14 protein-coding genes and 1 riboswitch are annotated in these 15,697 nt (G+C 71.7%); of the genes, 3 read left to right on the top strand and 11 right to left on the bottom strand.

The window, feature by feature from the left end:
• Positions 1–94: 94 nt before the first annotated feature.
• Both HHL19_RS30920 and HHL19_RS30915 read left to right on the top strand, forming a co-directional pair.
• Entirely contained in the window at positions 95–685 is a 591-nt protein-coding gene (locus HHL19_RS30920; RefSeq protein WP_169093696.1) for a hypothetical protein, read from the top strand.
• Positions 686–1,027: 342 nt separating this feature from the next.
• Positions 1,028–1,234 (top strand): DUF5999 family protein, encoded by a 207-nt coding sequence (locus tag HHL19_RS30915; RefSeq protein ID WP_043229447.1) that lies wholly within the window; start codon positions 1,028–1,030, stop codon positions 1,232–1,234.
• 81 nt (positions 1,235–1,315) lie between these two features.
• Here HHL19_RS30915 and gcvP read toward each other — a convergent pair whose 3' ends face one another.
• A complete protein-coding gene (gene gcvP, locus HHL19_RS30910; protein ID WP_169093695.1) occupies positions 1,316–4,201 on the bottom strand; it encodes an aminomethyl-transferring glycine dehydrogenase in 2,886 nt (961 codons plus the stop codon).
• Between the two features lie 179 nt (positions 4,202–4,380).
• Positions 4,381–4,479, bottom strand: a riboswitch (glycine riboswitch).
• A gap of 113 nt (positions 4,480–4,592) precedes the next feature.
• Here gcvP and HHL19_RS30905 point away from each other — a divergent pair.
• Positions 4,593–4,964 carry a PRC-barrel domain-containing protein gene (locus tag HHL19_RS30905; RefSeq protein WP_169093694.1) on the top strand — a complete coding sequence of 124 codons (372 nt, stop codon included), beginning with the start codon at positions 4,593–4,595 and terminating at the stop codon, positions 4,962–4,964.
• Positions 4,965–5,083: 119 nt separating this feature from the next.
• On the opposite strand, the gene HHL19_RS30900 is transcribed toward HHL19_RS30905, so the two are convergent.
• The 10 genes from HHL19_RS30900 to HHL19_RS30855 all read right to left on the bottom strand — a co-directional run bounded on the left by HHL19_RS30900 (position 5,084) and on the right by HHL19_RS30855 (position 15,497).
• Positions 5,084–6,613, bottom strand: a complete 1,530-nt coding sequence (locus tag HHL19_RS30900; RefSeq protein ID WP_169093693.1) for a DNA polymerase IV — start codon at positions 6,611–6,613, stop codon at positions 5,084–5,086.
• 108 nt (positions 6,614–6,721) lie between these two features.
• Entirely contained in the window at positions 6,722–7,270 is a 549-nt protein-coding gene (locus tag HHL19_RS30895; protein WP_169093692.1) for a MerR family transcriptional regulator, read from the bottom strand.
• Positions 7,271–7,639: 369 nt separating this feature from the next.
• Positions 7,640–8,107, bottom strand: coding sequence for a bifunctional nuclease family protein (locus HHL19_RS30890; protein ID WP_030492457.1), 468 nt, complete (start codon positions 8,105–8,107; stop codon positions 7,640–7,642).
• A gap of 90 nt (positions 8,108–8,197) precedes the next feature.
• A complete protein-coding gene (locus tag HHL19_RS30885; RefSeq protein WP_169093691.1) occupies positions 8,198–8,956 on the bottom strand; it encodes a MerR family transcriptional regulator in 759 nt (252 codons plus the stop codon).
• A gap of 32 nt (positions 8,957–8,988) precedes the next feature.
• On the bottom strand, positions 8,989–9,909 hold the full coding sequence (locus tag HHL19_RS30880; RefSeq protein WP_206325574.1) for an FHA domain-containing protein: 921 nt from the start codon (positions 9,907–9,909) through the stop codon (positions 8,989–8,991).
• An 82-nt stretch (positions 9,910–9,991) separates the two neighbouring features.
• Positions 9,992–10,921, bottom strand: coding sequence for a DUF881 domain-containing protein (locus HHL19_RS30875; protein ID WP_346768489.1), 930 nt, complete (start codon positions 10,919–10,921; stop codon positions 9,992–9,994).
• Complete coding sequence (locus tag HHL19_RS30870; RefSeq protein WP_030492461.1) at positions 10,918–11,250, bottom strand: small basic family protein; 333 nt, start codon at positions 11,248–11,250, stop codon at positions 10,918–10,920. Before HHL19_RS30870 ends, HHL19_RS30875 begins: the two co-directional genes overlap by 4 nt.
• Positions 11,247–12,185, bottom strand: a complete 939-nt coding sequence (locus HHL19_RS30865; RefSeq protein WP_206325572.1) for a DUF881 domain-containing protein — start codon at positions 12,183–12,185, stop codon at positions 11,247–11,249. Before HHL19_RS30865 ends, HHL19_RS30870 begins: the two co-directional genes overlap by 4 nt.
• Positions 12,186–12,277: 92 nt before the next feature.
• A complete protein-coding gene (locus tag HHL19_RS30860; RefSeq protein WP_169093687.1) occupies positions 12,278–14,773 on the bottom strand; it encodes a mannose-1-phosphate guanyltransferase in 2,496 nt (831 codons plus the stop codon).
• Positions 14,774–14,888: 115 nt separating this feature from the next.
• Entirely contained in the window at positions 14,889–15,497 is a 609-nt protein-coding gene (locus tag HHL19_RS30855; RefSeq protein WP_169093686.1) for a CDP-alcohol phosphatidyltransferase family protein, read from the bottom strand.
• Between the last annotated feature and the right edge of the window lie 200 nt (positions 15,498–15,697).

The raw sequence follows: 15,697 nt of genomic DNA, 5'->3' as shown, positions 1-15,697 counted from the left end.
CAGCACCGCACCGAGAGCCGTACCGAGACCGGTACCAGGAACCCGCACCCGTATCCGTATCCCCGTGTCTCCTGAGCGAGAGGCGACCCACACGATGCTCCGACCCTCCCCGGCCCCCGCGCCCGCCCTGCGCAGTGTCCTCGCGGCACTGGGCTCGCCCACGGCCGTCCGAGAGGCCCGCACCCCGGCCCTGCGGGCCGCTCCGGGACCGCTGAGCCCCGAACTCCCGCTGCCCGTCCACGTGCTGAGGATCTCCGGGGCCCCGGGACACGAGCCCGGCACCCGGCTCGTCGGCTGGCGGTTCCTGATCCGCAGCGGGGACCGGGCGATCGCCGCCGCGGACACCATGCTCACCCCGGACGGCTGGTCCTTCTCGCACTTCTTCGAGGGGCCGTACGTCGCCGCCACGGAGCGGGCGCTGGCCCAGGCCGAGGCGCTGCCGGGCACGTACCAGCCGCGGCTGGTGTCGGTGCCGGAGCTGTACATGCTGACGCTCTGGCTGCACGCCGAAGCGGACCCGGACGGCACCGAGCCGGGAGCGGACTCCGCCGACGTCCTGGTCCCGCTCGCCCCCGCGCCCCCCGGCATCGCCGCCAACCGCCCCTACCGGGTGGCCGATCTGCTGCCGGTGCTCAGCACCCGCCTCGCCCCGCCGCCGCTGCTCGGCTCCGCCGCCTCCGCCTGACCGGGTCCGCCCGCCCCGCCCCGTGACCCGCCCGGGTCACGGGGCGCGCTGCTGTCCGCGACCCGCGTCCGAACGCCGTTCCCGAACGCCGTTCCCGAACACCCCTCCCGGACGGACTAGCCCGCTCGGGCCACCCCGAACCACCCGAAAAGGCGGGGGTGTTGACCTGAACCGCCCCTGCGGGTGATGCGTCTTCCCAGGAGAGGACGAGCTGACGCGAAATACCTGCGGAAGACCGTCCGTGCGGCAAGACTGGGACCGGAACCGAACCGACCGACGGGGGCGGCCATGAGCGCGAGCAGCCGCAGGACATCCACCACGACGCAGCGAAAGAACCCATCCATGTGCCAGCACCAGCCTGCCTGTCCCACCGCCGACTCCGCCGACCGTGAGGCCGCCGCTCCGGTGGCGTGCCACCCGGAGCAGGGGTGGAGCCTGCTGTGCAACGGTGTCCTGCTCTTCGAGGACACCGGCGAACTGCTGCCGGACGGGCAGATCATCGCTCCGCACCGGCCGCTGACGACGGGCCGGGTGACGACGGCGGCCTGATCCGGGGCTCGGGAAGCGCCGAGGGCCGGCCCGGAGGAGACTCCGGACCGGCCCTCTGTCATGCCGTCGTGATGCCGTCGCTCAGTGGTCGTACTCGTCGAGCGGCGGGCAGGAGCAGACCAGGTTCCGGTCGCCGAAGGCGCCGTCGATGCGGCGGACCGGCGGCCAGTACTTGTCGGCGGCCGAGACGCCGGCCGGGAAGACCGCCACGTCGCGGTCGTAGGCGTGGGCCCACTCGCCGCCGAGCGCGGCCGCGGTGTGCGGGGCGTTGCGCAGCGGGTTGTCCTCGGCCGGCCACTCGCCGGAGCCGACCTTCTCGATCTCGGCGCGGATCGCGATCATCGTGTCGCAGAAACGGTCCAGCTCGGCCAGGTCCTCGGACTCGGTCGGCTCGATCATCAGCGTGCCGGCGACCGGGAAGGACATGGTCGGCGCGTGGAAGCCGTAGTCGATCAGGCGCTTGGCTATGTCGTCGACGGTGACGCCGGTCGCCTTGGTCAGCGGGCGCAGGTCGACGATGCACTCGTGGGCGACGAGCCCGGCCGGACCGGTGTAGAGGACCGGGTAGTGCGGCTCCAGGCGCTTGGCGATGTAGTTCGCCGCGAGGACGGCGACCTGGGTGGCGCGCTTGAGGCCCTCGCCGCCCATCAGGCGGACGTACGTCCAGGAGATCGGCAGGATGCCGGCGGAGCCCCACGGGGCGGCCGAGATCGGGCCGACACCGGTCTCCGGGCCCGCGGTGGGCTGGAGCGGGTGGTTCGGCAGGTACGGGGCGAGGTGGGCGCGGACGCCGACCGGGCCGACGCCGGGGCCGCCGCCGCCGTGCGGGATGCAGAAGGTCTTGTGCAGGTTGAGGTGCGAGACGTCGCCGCCGAAGTGGCCCGGCTTGGCGAGGCCGACCAGCGCGTTGAGGTTCGCGCCGTCGACGTACACCTGGCCGCCGGCCTCGTGCACGGCCGCGCAGATGTCGGCGACGTGCTCCTCGAAGACGCCGTGCGTCGACGGGTAGGTGATCATCAGCACGGCGAGCTCGTCGCGGTACTGCTCGATCTTGGCGCGCAGGTCCTCGATGTCGACCTCGCCGTCCTCGGCGGTCTTCACGACGACGACCTTCATGCCGGCCATCACGGCGGAGGCGGCGTTGGTGCCGTGCGCGGAGGACGGGATGAGGCAGACGGTGCGCTGCTCGTCGCCGTTGGCGCGGTGGTAGGCGCGGACCGCGAGGAGCCCGGCCAGCTCGCCCTGCGAACCGGCGTTCGGCTGGATGGAGACCTTGTCGTAGCCGGTGACCTCGGCCAGGCGCTCCTCCAGCTCGGTGATGAGCGTGACGTAGCCCTGGGCCTGGTCGATCGGTGCGAAGGGGTGGATCTGGCCGAACTCGGGCCAGGTGACCGGCTCCATCTCGGTGGTCGCGTTCAGCTTCATGGTGCAGGAGCCGAGCGGGATCATGCCGCGGTCGAGCGCGTAGTCGCGGTCCGCGAGACGGCGCAGGTAGCGCAGCATCGCGGTCTCGGAGCGGTGCGCGTGGAAGACCGGGTGGGTGAGGTACGCGTCGGAGCGCAGCTGCGCGGCCGGGAGGGCGTCCTCGGTGACGGCGTCCAGGGCCTCCACGTCGGCGGTCACGCCGAAGGCGGCCCAGACGGCGGCGAGCTGCTCGCGGCCGGTCGTCTCGTCGCAGGAGACGGAGACGTGGTCGGCGTCGACGCGGTACAGGTTGACGCCGGCCTCGCGGGCGGCGGCGACGACGGCGTCGGCGCGGCCCGGCACGCGGGCGGTGATCGTGTCGAAGAAGGCGCCGCTGGTGAGCTCGACGCCCCCGGCGGTCAGACCGGCGGCGAGGATCGCCGCGTACCGGTGGGTGCGCCGCGCGATCTGCTTCAGGCCCTCGGGGCCGTGGTAGACGGCGTACATGCCGGCCATGACGGCGAGGAGCACCTGGGCGGTGCAGATGTTGCTGGTGGCCTTCTCGCGGCGGATGTGCTGCTCGCGGGTCTGCAGGGCGAGGCGGTACGCCTTGTTGCCGTCGGCGTCGACGGAGACGCCGACGAGGCGGCCGGGCAGCGAGCGGGCGTGCTTGTCCTGGACGGCCATGTAGCCGGCGTGCGGGCCGCCGAAGCCCATGGGGACGCCGAAGCGCTGGGTGGTGCCGACGGCGATGTCCGCGCCGAGCGAGCCGGGCGAGTCGAGCAGGGTGAGCGCGAGCAGGTCGGCGGCGACGGTGACGATCGCGCCGAGCTCGTGGGCGGCGTCGATCAGCGGCTTGATGTCGCGGACCGCGCCGGAGGCGCCCGGGTACTGGAGGAGCACGCCGAAGACACCGCGCTCGGCGATCTCGGCGGGGATGCCCTCGCTGAGGTCGGCGACGACGACCTCGACGCCGGTCGGCTCGGCGCGGGTCTCGATCACGGCGACCGTCTGCGGCAGGGCGTCGGCGTCGACCAGGAAGACGCCGTTCTTGACCTTGCCGACGCGGCGCGCGAGCGACATGGCCTCGGCGGCGGCGGTGCCCTCGTCGAGGAGGGAGGCGCCGGAGGTCGGCAGACCGGTGAGGTCGGCGACCATCGTCTGGAAGTTGAGGAGCGCCTCCAGGCGGCCCTGGGAGATCTCCGGCTGGTAGGGCGTGTACGCCGTGTACCAGGCGGGGTTCTCCATGACGTTGCGGAGGATCACCGGCGGGGTGAAGGTGCCGTAGTAGCCGAGGCCGATCATCGGGGCCAGGACCTCGTTGCGGCCGGCGAGGGCGCGCAGCTCGGCGAGGACCTCGGCCTCGGTGCGGGCGCCGGGCAGGTCCAGCGCCTCGGCGTTCTTGATGACGTCCGGCACCGCGGCGGCCGTCAGCTCGTCGAGCGAGCCGAAGCCGACCTGGGCGAGCATCTTGGCCCGCGCCTCGGCGTCGGGTCCGATGTGCCGCTGCTCGAAGGGGATGCCCTGCTCGAGCTCGGAGAGCGGGGTGCGGTTGGCGGTCATGATGCGGGGGCCTCCTGGTCGTCACGACCTGCGAGGGGCACCACGGCGCGGGTGCCCGGACGGCCTCCCCCTCTGTCATCTCAACCTGAGAGCTTCACCGGCACGCCCGTGGGCACGCCGGCTTTCACCGTCGGTGAGAGCGGATGCCGTCGGACTCCCGCCCTGCTTTCCAGAGTGACCTCGCCCGCGCGGTACCGGGTGCCTGAGAGATTCCGGGGAGGATTTGCTCCTTCGGCGCCACCGGAAACCTCTCCGATGGACTCTCCCGCACGGTGTCGACAGCCACAGCCAGCCTACCAGCGCCGTTGTCGCTCCCTTCGCTCAAGTGGCCGACATCCCAGTTGTGCACTTTCGTAGGGGTGTAGAGCAGTTGCGACCAGTTGGAGGGACCGTGCAGACCGACATCGATCCGCGCAGCCTGATCGGCCGCAAGGCGTTCGACCGGAACGGACACAAGATCGGAACCGTGGACGAGGTGTACCTGGACGACGCGACCGGCATCCCCGAGTGGGCCGCCGTCCGCACCGGCCTGTTCAGCAGGGACGCGTTCGTCCCCCTGGAGCCGAGCGAGCTGACCGACGACGGCCTCCACATCCCCTTCGAGCGCGCCCTGATCAAGGACGCCCCGGACTTCGGCGTGGGCCGCCACCTCTCCCCCGAGCAGGAGCTCCAGCTCTACCGCCACTACGAACTGACCCTCCCGCCCCCGCCGGACGGCGTCCCCGACTTCGGCCGCATCGCCGGCCACGACGACGCCGCGTAGGCCCGGCTCCCGTACCGGCCCCGTCCGCCGTGGCACCGGGCCGGGCGCACCGGGGGCGCGGGAAACCCTCGGAAGCAGCGGCCCCGGGCGCCGGGGCCCGCCCCGCCGCCCGGGGCGGCTCACTCACCCGTACGGACGACCGGCGCCGCCCGGCCCCGCGCCCCCGTCTTCTCCGCCCCTATCTCCTCCGCCCCTATCTCCTCCGCCCCTGTCTCCTCCGCCCCCGTCACCCCACCGGACACCAGCGGCAGCGGATCCGCCGGCTCCAGGTCGGGATCGTCCACCGAGAAGGTGCGCACCCGCCCGGGAGCCGTGCTCCCGGGCTCCTCGAAGCGGACGGTGACCCGCCCGAGCCCGCTGCCCTGCACCCATCCCGCCCCGAGCACCGCGTGCCGCACGTCGTTCCCCGGCGCCCACCGCCGCAGCGCGGTCTCGGTCGCGGTGGGCACCACGGCGGGCGCCACAGCCGCCACCGCCGCCACAGCCGCCACCGCGCTCTCCGCAGGCTCCTCCTCCGCATCGTCCCCGGCCCGGGCCTCCGCCCCTGCCTCCGCCCCCACCCCCGCCCCGGCCTCCGCCTCGGCCTGGGCGAACAGATCCTCCTGCGTGTAGTCGGCGAGCCCGCTCACCCCCACGCCGAGGAGCCGCACCCCACCCGTCGTGTCCACGAGTTCGAGGAGCCGCTCCGCCGCCTCCCGCACCACCAGAGGGTCGTCCGTGGGCCCCCGCAGCGTCTCGGACCGGGTCAGCGTCGAGAAGTCGTACCGCCGCACCTTCAGCACGATCGTCCGCCCCGAGTGCCCCGAGCGCCGGAGCCGCTCCACGCACCGCTCCGCGAGCCGCTCCACCTCCAGGCGGATCCGCAGCCGGTCGTGCAGGTCGATGTCGAAGGTGTCCTCCACCGAGACCGACTTCGCGTCCCGCTCGGCCACCACCGGCCGGTCGTCGTGCCCCAGCGCCATCCGGTACAGCGAGGCGCCGTGCGACCGCCCCAGGATCCGTACAAGCTCGTCCTCGCCCGCCTCCACGACGTCGGCGACCGTGGTGATCCCGGCCCGCCGCAGATGGTCGCCGGTGGCCGGCCCCACTCCGGGGATGATGCGCACGGACCGCGGCGCGAGCAGCGCCCGCTCGGTCCCGGGCTCGAACAGCACCAGGCCGTCCGGCTTGGCCTCCTCGGAGGCGATCTTCGCGAGCATCTTGGACCCCGCGAGCCCCACCGACCCCGTCAGCCCCGTCGTCGCCAGGATCTCGGCCCGCAGCCGCTCCCCCACGCTCCGCGCGCTCGCGCTGTCGTCCGCGAGCCCGCCGGCCTCCAGGTCCACGAAGGCCTCGTCGAGGCTGAGCGGCTCCACCAGCGGCGACAGCCGCCCGAGCAGTTCCATCACCTGCCCGCTGATCGCCCGGTAGAAGGCGAAGCGCGGCACCAGGTACGCCGCGTTGGGTGCGAGCCGCCGCGCCTGCCCCATCGGCATGGCCGAGTGCACGCCGAAGCGCCGCGCCTCGTACGAGGCGGTGGCGACCACGCCGCGCGGCCCGAGGCCGCCCACGACCACGGGCTTCCCGCGCAGACTCGGCTTCGACGCCTGCTCGGCGGCGGCGAAGAAGGCGTCCATGTCGAGGTGAAGGATCGTGGGGGCGGCTCTCACATCTCCGATCCTGCCTCACACCACCGACAACGGGCGGTACGGGAGACAGCACACGGCCCCGACCGCCCCGCGGCCGGCTCCGGGGCCCCCTCGGACGGCCCGGTCGCCTCAGACGGCCCGGTCGCGCCGCCGCCGCGCCAGCTCGTCCTGCGGGTTGTGCCCCACCAGGGTCTCCCCGGTGTCGACGCGCTCCCCGTGCAGCTGCGAGAGCGCCGCCTCGACGTCCTGCCACACGACGCCCACCGCGATGCCGAAGACGCCCTGGCCTCCCTGGAGCAGCGAGACGACCTCGTCGGGCGAGGAGCACTCGTAGACGGTCGCCCCGTCGCTCATCAGCGTCATCCGCTCCAGGTCGCGGAAGCCGCGGGCGCGCAGGTGCTGCACGGCGGCCCGGATGTTCTGGAGCGCGACGCCCGTGTCGAGGAAGCGCTTGACGATCTTCAGGACGACGACGTCCCGGAAGCTGTAGAGCCGCTGCGTGCCGGAGCCGTACGCGGGCCGCACGCTCGGCTCGACGAGCCCGGTGCGCGCCCAGTAGTCCAGCTGGCGGTAGGTGATCCCGGCGGCCGCGCAGGCCGTGGGGCCGCGGTATCCGATCGCCTCGTCCGCCGCCCCGGCACTCGCCGTCTCCGTACCGAAGCCACCGAAGTCGCCCACATTGCCGTGAAGCGGATACGCGGCGCTCTACCCGGACGTTCGTCCGAGCGAGCTCCCTGCCGTACCGTCCGCGCTGCTCATCACGCCGACCCTCCGTCCTTGACCTGCCCACTCGAAGGTAGGCAGTCGCTAGGGGTGCGTCAACGATCGCCACACTCGGCACGCCGAGTGATAATCACCCAGAGAGTGGTTTCACGTGTCCCACCCCGGGGAAAGGCTACTCGAATGCGCCGACGGCGCCCTCCGGCAGCCCCGCACCGCACCCGGTGCGATCCCGGGCAGCCCCGCAGCACGCCCGGTCGGATCCCCGTCCGATCCGGGTCCGATCCCGGTCCGATCCGCACGCGCCCCCGCCCCGGGAGCGGCCCCTCACTGGCTCCCGAAGTCCTCGGGCGAGATCTGGTCGAGGAACTCGCGGAACTTCTCCACCTCGTCCTCCTGCTCGTCGGGGATCGCGATCCCGGCGTCGTCGAGGACGCCGTCGCTGCCGAAGATCGGCGAACCGGTCCGCAGGGCCAGGGCTATCGCGTCGGACGGCCGCGCGCTCACCTCCACACCGCTGGCGAAGACCAGCTCGGCGTAGAAGACCCCGTCCCGCAGATCGGTGATGCGGACCTGGGTCAGCTCCTGCCCCACCGCCTCCAGCACGTCCTTGAACAGGTCGTGCGTCAGCGGCCTCGGCGGGGCCATGCCCTGCTGGGCGAAGGCGATCGCGGTCGCCTCGCCGGGTCCGATCCAGATGGGCAGGTACCGATCGCCCCCCACCTCTCGCAGGAGAACGATCGGCTGGTTGGAGGGCATTTCCACCCGGACACCCACAACGTCGAGCTCGTTCACACAGCAACCCTAGGACGTGGCCGACCGGTTTGGATAGTCGGGCCCCCGCTCAGCGCCCTCCGCACCCCGCCGCGAAGCGCTCCGGGACCGTCACTGGAGGCGGATCCCGAGCGCCGTCTGCACCAGCGCGGCGTGCAGCCGCACCGAGAGCTGCGCCAGATCGGCGGCCGTCTCCTCGGCGTGCGCCCGGGTCTGCGGGTTGCGGTGCCGGCGCAGCGGCGCCACGACCTGCTCGATCAGCCCGGCCTCCCGGTCCGCCGAGGCCTTCACGGACCGCAGGTGCCGGGGTTCGAGCCCGAACCGGCCGAGGTCGGCGACGATCCTGGCGACGGTGACGCTCTCCGGGTCGTAGCCGCCGCCCTCGTTCTCGACGAGCAGGCCGTACGACTCCCACTCCGTCAAGTCGGCGTCGGTGACCCCGGCCGCGGCGACCAGCTCGGCCCGGCCGAGGCGCGCCGCGGTCGGCCGCTCGCCGCCCTCCTCGTCCACCGGACCGTCGAGCAGCCCGTCCAGCAGGTCACGACGCCGACCGGGAGCGGGGAGCGTCACCTGCTCGCCCCGGGCGAGGGCGTCGAGGTGCTCCCGGATGACCTTCAGCGGAAGGTAGTGGTCCCGCTGCATCCGCAGGACGGCGGCGAGCCGCTCCACGTCCTCCGGGCTGAACTTCCGGTACCCGGAGGCCGTACGGCGCGGCTCGACGAGCCCCTCGGCCTCCAGGAAGCGGATCTTGGAGATCGTCACTTCGGGAAACTCGTCCCGCAACTGGTTCAGCACGGTGCCGATACTCACCAGCCGGTCACCCGCGGTGGCGGTGCCGGATCCGGCACCGCCCGTCGGTGTTCGCACCATGGACCTTTCCTGAAGGATCTCCGCCAGGCGTGTCAGACGCCTCGCTGGCTCGCGTAGAAGACCAGCCGGTACTTGCCGATCTGCACCTCGTCGCCGTTGTTGAGCACCACGTCGGTGTCGATCGGCTCGCGGTTGAGGTAGGTGCCGTTGAGACTGCCCACGTCGGCGACGGTGAAGCTGCCGTCCTGGCGCCGGCGGAACTCCACGTGCCGCCGGGAGACCGTGAAGTCGTCCAGGAAGATGTCGCTCTGCGGGTGCCGGCCGGCCGTCGTCAGCTCGCCGTCCAGGAGGAAGCGGCTGCCCGAGTTCGGACCGCGGCGCACCACCAGGAGCGCGGAGCCCGGCGGCAGCGCCTCGACGGCCGCGAGGGCCTCGGGGGACAGCGCCGGCATCGCGATCTGGCCGGTGGTCTCCGCGTCGTACGCCTCCAGACCCGAGATCGAGATCGTCGACGTCGTCTCGGAGGGACGCTCGGCGGCGATCCCGCCCCGCAGCGGAGTGCCGCAGTGGGAGCAGAACCGGCTGTCCGCCGTATTGCGGTGACCGCACCTCGTACACACCGGCATGGACGCGTCCTCCTGCCTCGGCTGCCCCGCGGAGGTCTGGGTCGCGTACGGATCGGGGGTGAACCCTCCACCCGCACTTGAGGTTGATGGTTCACCGAAACCTATGCGCGGGGCACCGGCGGGGTCAACAGACGACGCGCCCTGACCACCGACCTCGTCGCGGAAGAGCGGACGCTCGCCGCCCTGCTCCTCGCTCTGGGTGTGGCGCGGCGCACGGTGCCTGGCGTTGCCGCCGTCCTCGCGTGCGCTCTTGCCGAACAACTTCGCAAACAACTTCACGGGCGATTCCCCTTGACCGAAACAGACCCGCCCGTGGGGCAGGACGAACCGAGATCCATCACACCTGCCGACCCGGACACCTTCACAACGTCCGTATCCTCCGGACAGTTTCCACCACGCACCACCGTTGTGGTGCGCCGACCCCCCGCAACGCTCCAGCCCATGTCGCGGGACCCCTCGCCCCCCTCTCTCACGGGGAGGACGACCGAGCGTAGTCAGGCCGCTTCACGGGTCGCAAGGCGTCGACGACGATCTTCGCCGACCGCTCCACCGTGGCCGTGGCCTGCTCCTTCTCGAGGGTCTGGACGACTCCACCGGGGATGTTGAGCGCGGGCTCGAGATCCTCGGGCTTGCCGATGACCTTGAAGACGTACGGAGCGGTCACCGGCGTTCCATCGATCCGCATGTCTTCACCGCCACCGGTGAAATAACTGTTGGCGACCACGCGCACGCCGTCGACCTGGATCGCCTCCGCGCCGGCCGCCCGCAGCTCCTGGATGGCGTCGAGCAGCATGTCGGACTCGACCGCGCCGACCGGGTCGGTCACCGTCAGCGTGATGCCCGGCCCCTCGGCCGCCACCGTGCCGGCCAGGATCCCGAGCTGCCGCTCCTTCTCCTGCGTCTGCCGACGGGCCTCCTCGGCCTGATCGGAGCTGGACTCCAGCTCGGAGCGCTGCTTCTCGAGCCGCGCCTTCTCGTCCTCCAGGCGCTGCGTACGGTCGTCGAGCTCGTCGAGGATCCGTACGAGATCCTCCTGCCGCGCCCCGCGCAGGGCACTGCCCTCGCTGGTCGAGGAGACCTGGATGGCGAGGCCGAAGCCCAGACAGGCCAGCAGCAGCGCCACGACGAGCTGGGCCCGCGTCACCCGCGGCGGCCACAACGCGTCCGCGAGCCTCCGGCGACCGCTCGGCGCCCCGGCACCGGGCCCTTCGCCCGCGGCGGGCACGGCGGCCTCGGGAGCGCTCTCGGCGCCCTCCACGGCCGGGGCCGCCGGTGTCTCGGGCTCGACCGCCGTCGCGGGCGCCTCCGGCTTCTCGACGCCTTCGTCCGGCTTCTCGTTCAGCTTCCCGTCCGGGTTCTCGTTCGGTTTCTCGTTCGGGTTCACACTCATCGGCCTCACGCCCGGAAGACATGGCGGCGGATCGCGGCCGCGTTGGAGAAGATCCGGATGCCGAGCACGACGACGACACCCGTGGAGAGCTGCGCGCCGACGCCGAGCTTGTCGCCGAGGAAGACGATCAGCGCGGCCACGACCACGTTCGACAGGAACGAGACCACGAAGACCTTGTCGACGAAGATCCCGTCGAGCATGGCCCGCAGACCGCCGAAGACCGCGTCGAGGGCGGCGACCACGGCGATCGGGAGATAGGGCTCGACGACCGCCGGGATCTCGGGCCGGACCAGCAGTCCCGCCACGACTCCGACGATCAGGCCCAGTACGGCGATCACGATGTTGCCTTCCCCTTGTCGGCCGTGGCGCGGCCGGTCGGCGTCGCCGCCCCGGCCCCCCTCGGCTCAGCTGTACGTACGATCAGGCTCGGCGCGGCCGGCAGGCTCAGCTCGCCCTCGACCGAGGTGGTGCTGCGGATCCCGAAGTTCTCCACCAGCGCGTGCAGGTACTGCCCGTCGGCACTGTCCTGGAAGGCCGTTCTCAGCCGCTGCCCGTCCCCGATCGCAAGGACGGTGTACGGCGGCACGAGCGGCCGGTTGTCGACGAGTACTGCGTCACCGGCGGCCCGGATCGCCGAGAGCGAGGTCAGCCGCTGGCCGTTGATCGACACGGCCTCCGCGCCGGACTCCCACAGCCCGTTGACCACCCGCTGCATGTCACGGTCGCGCACCCGCCCGGTGTCGGAGAAGCCGGCGCTCTCGCGCGGACCGCCGCCCCCGCTGTCGGACCCCTTGGCGTCGTCGACCACGAGCTTCACCCCGGGACCGCGCACCGGGGTGGCCCCCGAGAGCAGGGCGACCAGTTCCGTCTGGTCGCCGCCGTGCTCTTCGAGCGCGGCACGCTGCCGCTCGCCGACCTCGAGCCGGATCCGCTCGACGTCCCGCTCCAGGCCGTCGGCCGCCGCGTTCTCGTCCTCGATCCGGCCGATGAGCTCCTGCCGCTCCTTGGCGACCACGGGGGCCGAGATCCGGGCCTCGGCCGCGCCCACCGTCACGACGGCGGCGGCCAGCACCAGACCCGCCGCGAGCCCCAGCTTCGCCCGCAGCGGCTTGGGCAGCGCACCGCCCTCGGCCCGGCGCCGCGCGGTCGCCTCCGCGTACCCGTCGTCCAGCGCGTGGTCGATGACGTTGTTCAGCAGCGACATCGACGCGTCCGGGCGCGGGGGCGGAGAACCAGTGCTCCGAACGGGGGGCTGCTGCGACATGCCGCACATCGTCGCACGTCGCACGCCCTACCGCCGAATGGCCCCCGGGAAGGGCCGGACGGCACCGAGATGGCGCCGTCCGGCCGCGCTCCGCCCTCCGGTCAGCGCCCCGCGCTCTCGACCACCTGCGCCCACTCGTCGAGCAGCGCCTGCGCGGAGGTGTCGTCGGGTCCCTCCGCCCACAGGTGGGTGACGGCCTCGGCCGGGTCCGGCAGCACCATCACCCACCGCCCGTCGGCCTCCACGACCCGCACGCCGTCGGTCGTGTCCACCGACCTGCTGCCGGCGGCCTCGACCACCCGCCGCATCACCAGCCCCTTCACCGCCCACGGCGTCGCCAGGTCCCGCTTGATCACGTGCGCCCGCGGGATCCGGGCGTCGATCTGGCTCAGCGTGAGCTGCGTCCGCGCCACGAGCCCGATGAGCCGCACGAAGGCCGCGGCCCCGTCGAAGACGCTGCTGAACTCGGGCACGATGAACCCGCCGCGCCCGTCCCCGCCGAAGATCGTCGACTCCTGCCGGCCGACCCGGGTCAGGTCGTCGGGCGAGGTGGTCGTCCACTCCACCTGGGTGCCGTGGTACGCCGCCACCTGCTCGGCGATACGGGTCGTGGTCACCGGCAGCGCCACCCGCCCGGACCGCCGCTCGGCCGCCACCAGGTCCAGCATCACCAGGAGCGCCCGGTCGTCCTCGATGATCCGCCCCCGCTCGTCGACGAGCGACAACCGCTCGCCCACCGGGTCGAACCGCACCCCGAACGCCGCCCGCGCCGACGCCACGATCTCCCCGAGCCGTACGAGGCCGGCCCGCCGCCGCTCCACGGACTCGGTGGGCCGCGACTCGTCGAGCCCGGGGTTGATGGTCAGCGAATCCACCTGGAGCCGTCCGAGCAGGCTCGGCAGCACGAGCCCCGCGCTTCCGTTGGAGGCGTCCACGACCACCTTGAGCCCCGCCTCGGCGATGCCGGTCGTGTCGACGTTCCGCAGCAGGGATCCGGTGTACGAGTCGAAGACGCTCGCCGGGAAGGACAGGTCGCCGATCTCCCCGGGGAAGGCCCGCCGGTACTCCTGCCGCGCGTACACCCGGTCCAGCTTCCGCTGCCCGGCCTGCGAGAGGTCCGCGCCCCTCTCGTCGAAGAACATGATGTCGACGGAGTCCGGCACCCCCGGAGAGGTACGCACCATGATCCCGCCGGCGCTCCCCCGCGCGGTCTGCTGCCGGGCCACCGGCAGCGGCACGTTCTCCAGGTCGCGGACGTCGATGGCGCTGGCCTGGAGTGCGGAGATGACGGCCCGCTTGAGGGCACGCGCACCGCGCGAGTGGTCGCGCGCGGTGGTGACGGTGGCGCCCTTCTTCAGCGTCGTCGCGTACGCCCCCGCCAGCCGCACGGCCAGCTCGGGGGTGATCTCGACGTTGAGGATCCCGGTGACCCCGCGCGCCCCGAAGAGGTGGGCCTGCCCGCGGGACTCCCAGATCACCGAGGTGTTGACGAAGGCTCCGGCCTCGATGGTCTTGAAGGGATAGACCCGGACGTTGCCCTGCACGATCGATTCCTCACCGATCATGCACTCGTCGCCGATGACGGCCCCGTCCTCGATCCGGGCCGCCCGCATGACGTCGGTGTTCTTGCCGATGACACAGCCGCGGAGATTGCTCTGCTGCCCGATGTAGACGTTGTCGTGGACGACCGCCTTGTGCAGGAAGGCCCCGGTCTTCACCACCACGTTGGAGCCGATGACGGTGTGCTCGCGGATCTCGGCGCCGGCCTCGACCTTGGCGTAGTCCCCGATGTACAGCGGCCCGCGCAGCACCGCGTCGGGGTGCACCTCCGCCCCCTCGGCGACCCACACGCCGGGCGAGATCTCGAAGCCGTCGATGTCGACCTGGACCTTGCCCTCGAGCACGTCGGCCTGGGCCTTGACGTAGCTCTCGTGGGTGCCGACGTCCTCCCAGTACCCCTCGGCGACATAGCCGTAGATCGGCTTGCCTTCCTTCATCAGCCGCGGGAAGACGTCTCCGGACCAGTCCACCGGAACGTCCGCTTCGACGTAGTCGAACACTTCGGGCTCCATGACATAGATGCCCGTGTTCACGGTGTCGGAGAAGACCTGTCCCCAGGTCGGCTTCTCCAGAAAGCGTTCGACCTTCCCTTCCTCGTCGACGATCGTGATGCCGAATTCCAGCGGATTCGGCACGCGCGTCAGACAGACCGTGACGAGGGCGCCCTTCTCCTTGTGGAATCGGATCAGGTCGCTGAGGTCGAAATCGGTGAGGGCGTCCCCCGAGATCACGAGGAAGGCGTCGTCCTTCAACGCCTCCTCGGCGTTCTTCACACTGCCCGCTGTTCCGAGCGGCTTCTCCTCGTTGGCGTACGTGAGCTCCATCCCGAGCTCCTCGCCGTCCCCGAAGTAGTTCCTGACGAGCGACGCGAGAAACTGCACGGTGACGACGGTCTCGTTGAGACCGTGCCTCTTGAGCAGTCGCAGGACGTGCTCCATGATCGGCCGGTTCACCACCGGCAGCAGAGGCTTGGGCATGCTCGAGGTCATGGGGCGAAGGCGGGTTCCTTCGCCACCGGCCATCACGACGGCCTTCATGTCGGAAGCGTCCTCCTTGAAGAGACGACGGTCCTGCCGGCCGACCTGTCCGGTCACTGGCCCTCGGACGCCCTCGTTCCTGCCGGCGACGCTGCACGGCACGGGACGGACGGGCTCAATCGGCCGCGGCATCCGCCTTCACGAGTCGACGGACCTGGACCACGTAGAGGATCCCTGCCCACCAATACAGAGTTGTACCCCAAACGGCGAAAGCCCATCCGAAAACTTCAGCGAGTGACGCCAGCCAGGTGGTTCCGTCACTGAGAAGCAGCAACGGGAAGGCGTACATGAGGTTGAAAGTCGCAGCTTTCCCGAGGAAGTTCACCTGCGGCGGCGGGTAACCGTGCCGGCGCAGGATTCCCACCATGACGAGCAGCATGACTTCGCGTGCCAAAAGCACGGCGGTCAGCCACAGTGGCAGGATCTCGCGCCAGGTGAGACCCACCAGCGTGGACAGGATGTACAGCCGGTCGGCGGCCGGGTCGAGCAGCCGGCCGAGGCTGCTGACCTGGTTCCACTTCCGTGCGAGCTTGCCGTCGAGGTAGTCGCTGACACCGCTCAGCATCAGGACGACCAGGGCCCAGACGTCACTGTTGGGCCCGTCGAACTCCGGCCGGAGGATGAGCCACAGGAACAGCGGCACGCCGAGAAGACGCGCCATGCTGAGAATGTTGGGGATGGTGAGGACCCGGTCCGTCTGGACCTCGGTCTCCTGGACCTCCACCCGGGGGCCTCCTGCTCGGAACCGTACCGACGTTGACCCCTGACCTTACCTCCCACCACGACCGGCTCCGCCCACCGGGTCGCCCGTAAAACGCAGAAAAGCCCCGCACCATAAGGTGCGGGGCTTCCCCACAATGATTGTTCGGCGGCGTCCTACTCTCCCACAGGGTCCCCCCTGCAGTACCATCGGCGCTGAAAGGC

It is taken from the genome of Streptomyces sp. R302, from assembly GCF_012927245.1.
Lineage (GTDB): Bacteria > Actinomycetota > Actinomycetes > Streptomycetales > Streptomycetaceae > Streptomyces.
The sequence above is the reverse complement of the archived record's forward strand: the minus strand, read 5'-3'. Positions and strand labels throughout refer to the sequence as shown.

What these genes read in the sequence shown, in the direction of transcription:
- HHL19_RS30920 (WP_169093696.1), top strand. Translation starts at nt 95, where the DNA reads ATGCTCCGACCCTCCCCGGCCCCCGCGCCCGCCCTGCGCAGTGTCCTC.
- HHL19_RS30915 (WP_043229447.1), top strand. Translation starts at nt 1,028, where the DNA reads ATGTGCCAGCACCAGCCTGCCTGTCCCACCGCCGACTCCGCCGACCGT.
- gcvP (WP_169093695.1), bottom strand. Translation starts at nt 4,201, where the DNA reads ATGACCGCCAACCGCACCCCGCTCTCCGAGCTCGAGCAGGGCATCCCC.
- HHL19_RS30885 (WP_169093691.1), bottom strand. Translation starts at nt 8,956, where the DNA reads ATGGTGCGAACACCGACGGGCGGTGCCGGATCCGGCACCGCCACCGCG.
- HHL19_RS30865 (WP_206325572.1), bottom strand. Translation starts at nt 12,185, where the DNA reads ATGTGCGGCATGTCGCAGCAGCCCCCCGTTCGGAGCACTGGTTCTCCG.
- HHL19_RS30860 (WP_169093687.1), bottom strand. Translation starts at nt 14,773, where the DNA reads ATGAAGGCCGTCGTGATGGCCGGTGGCGAAGGAACCCGCCTTCGCCCC.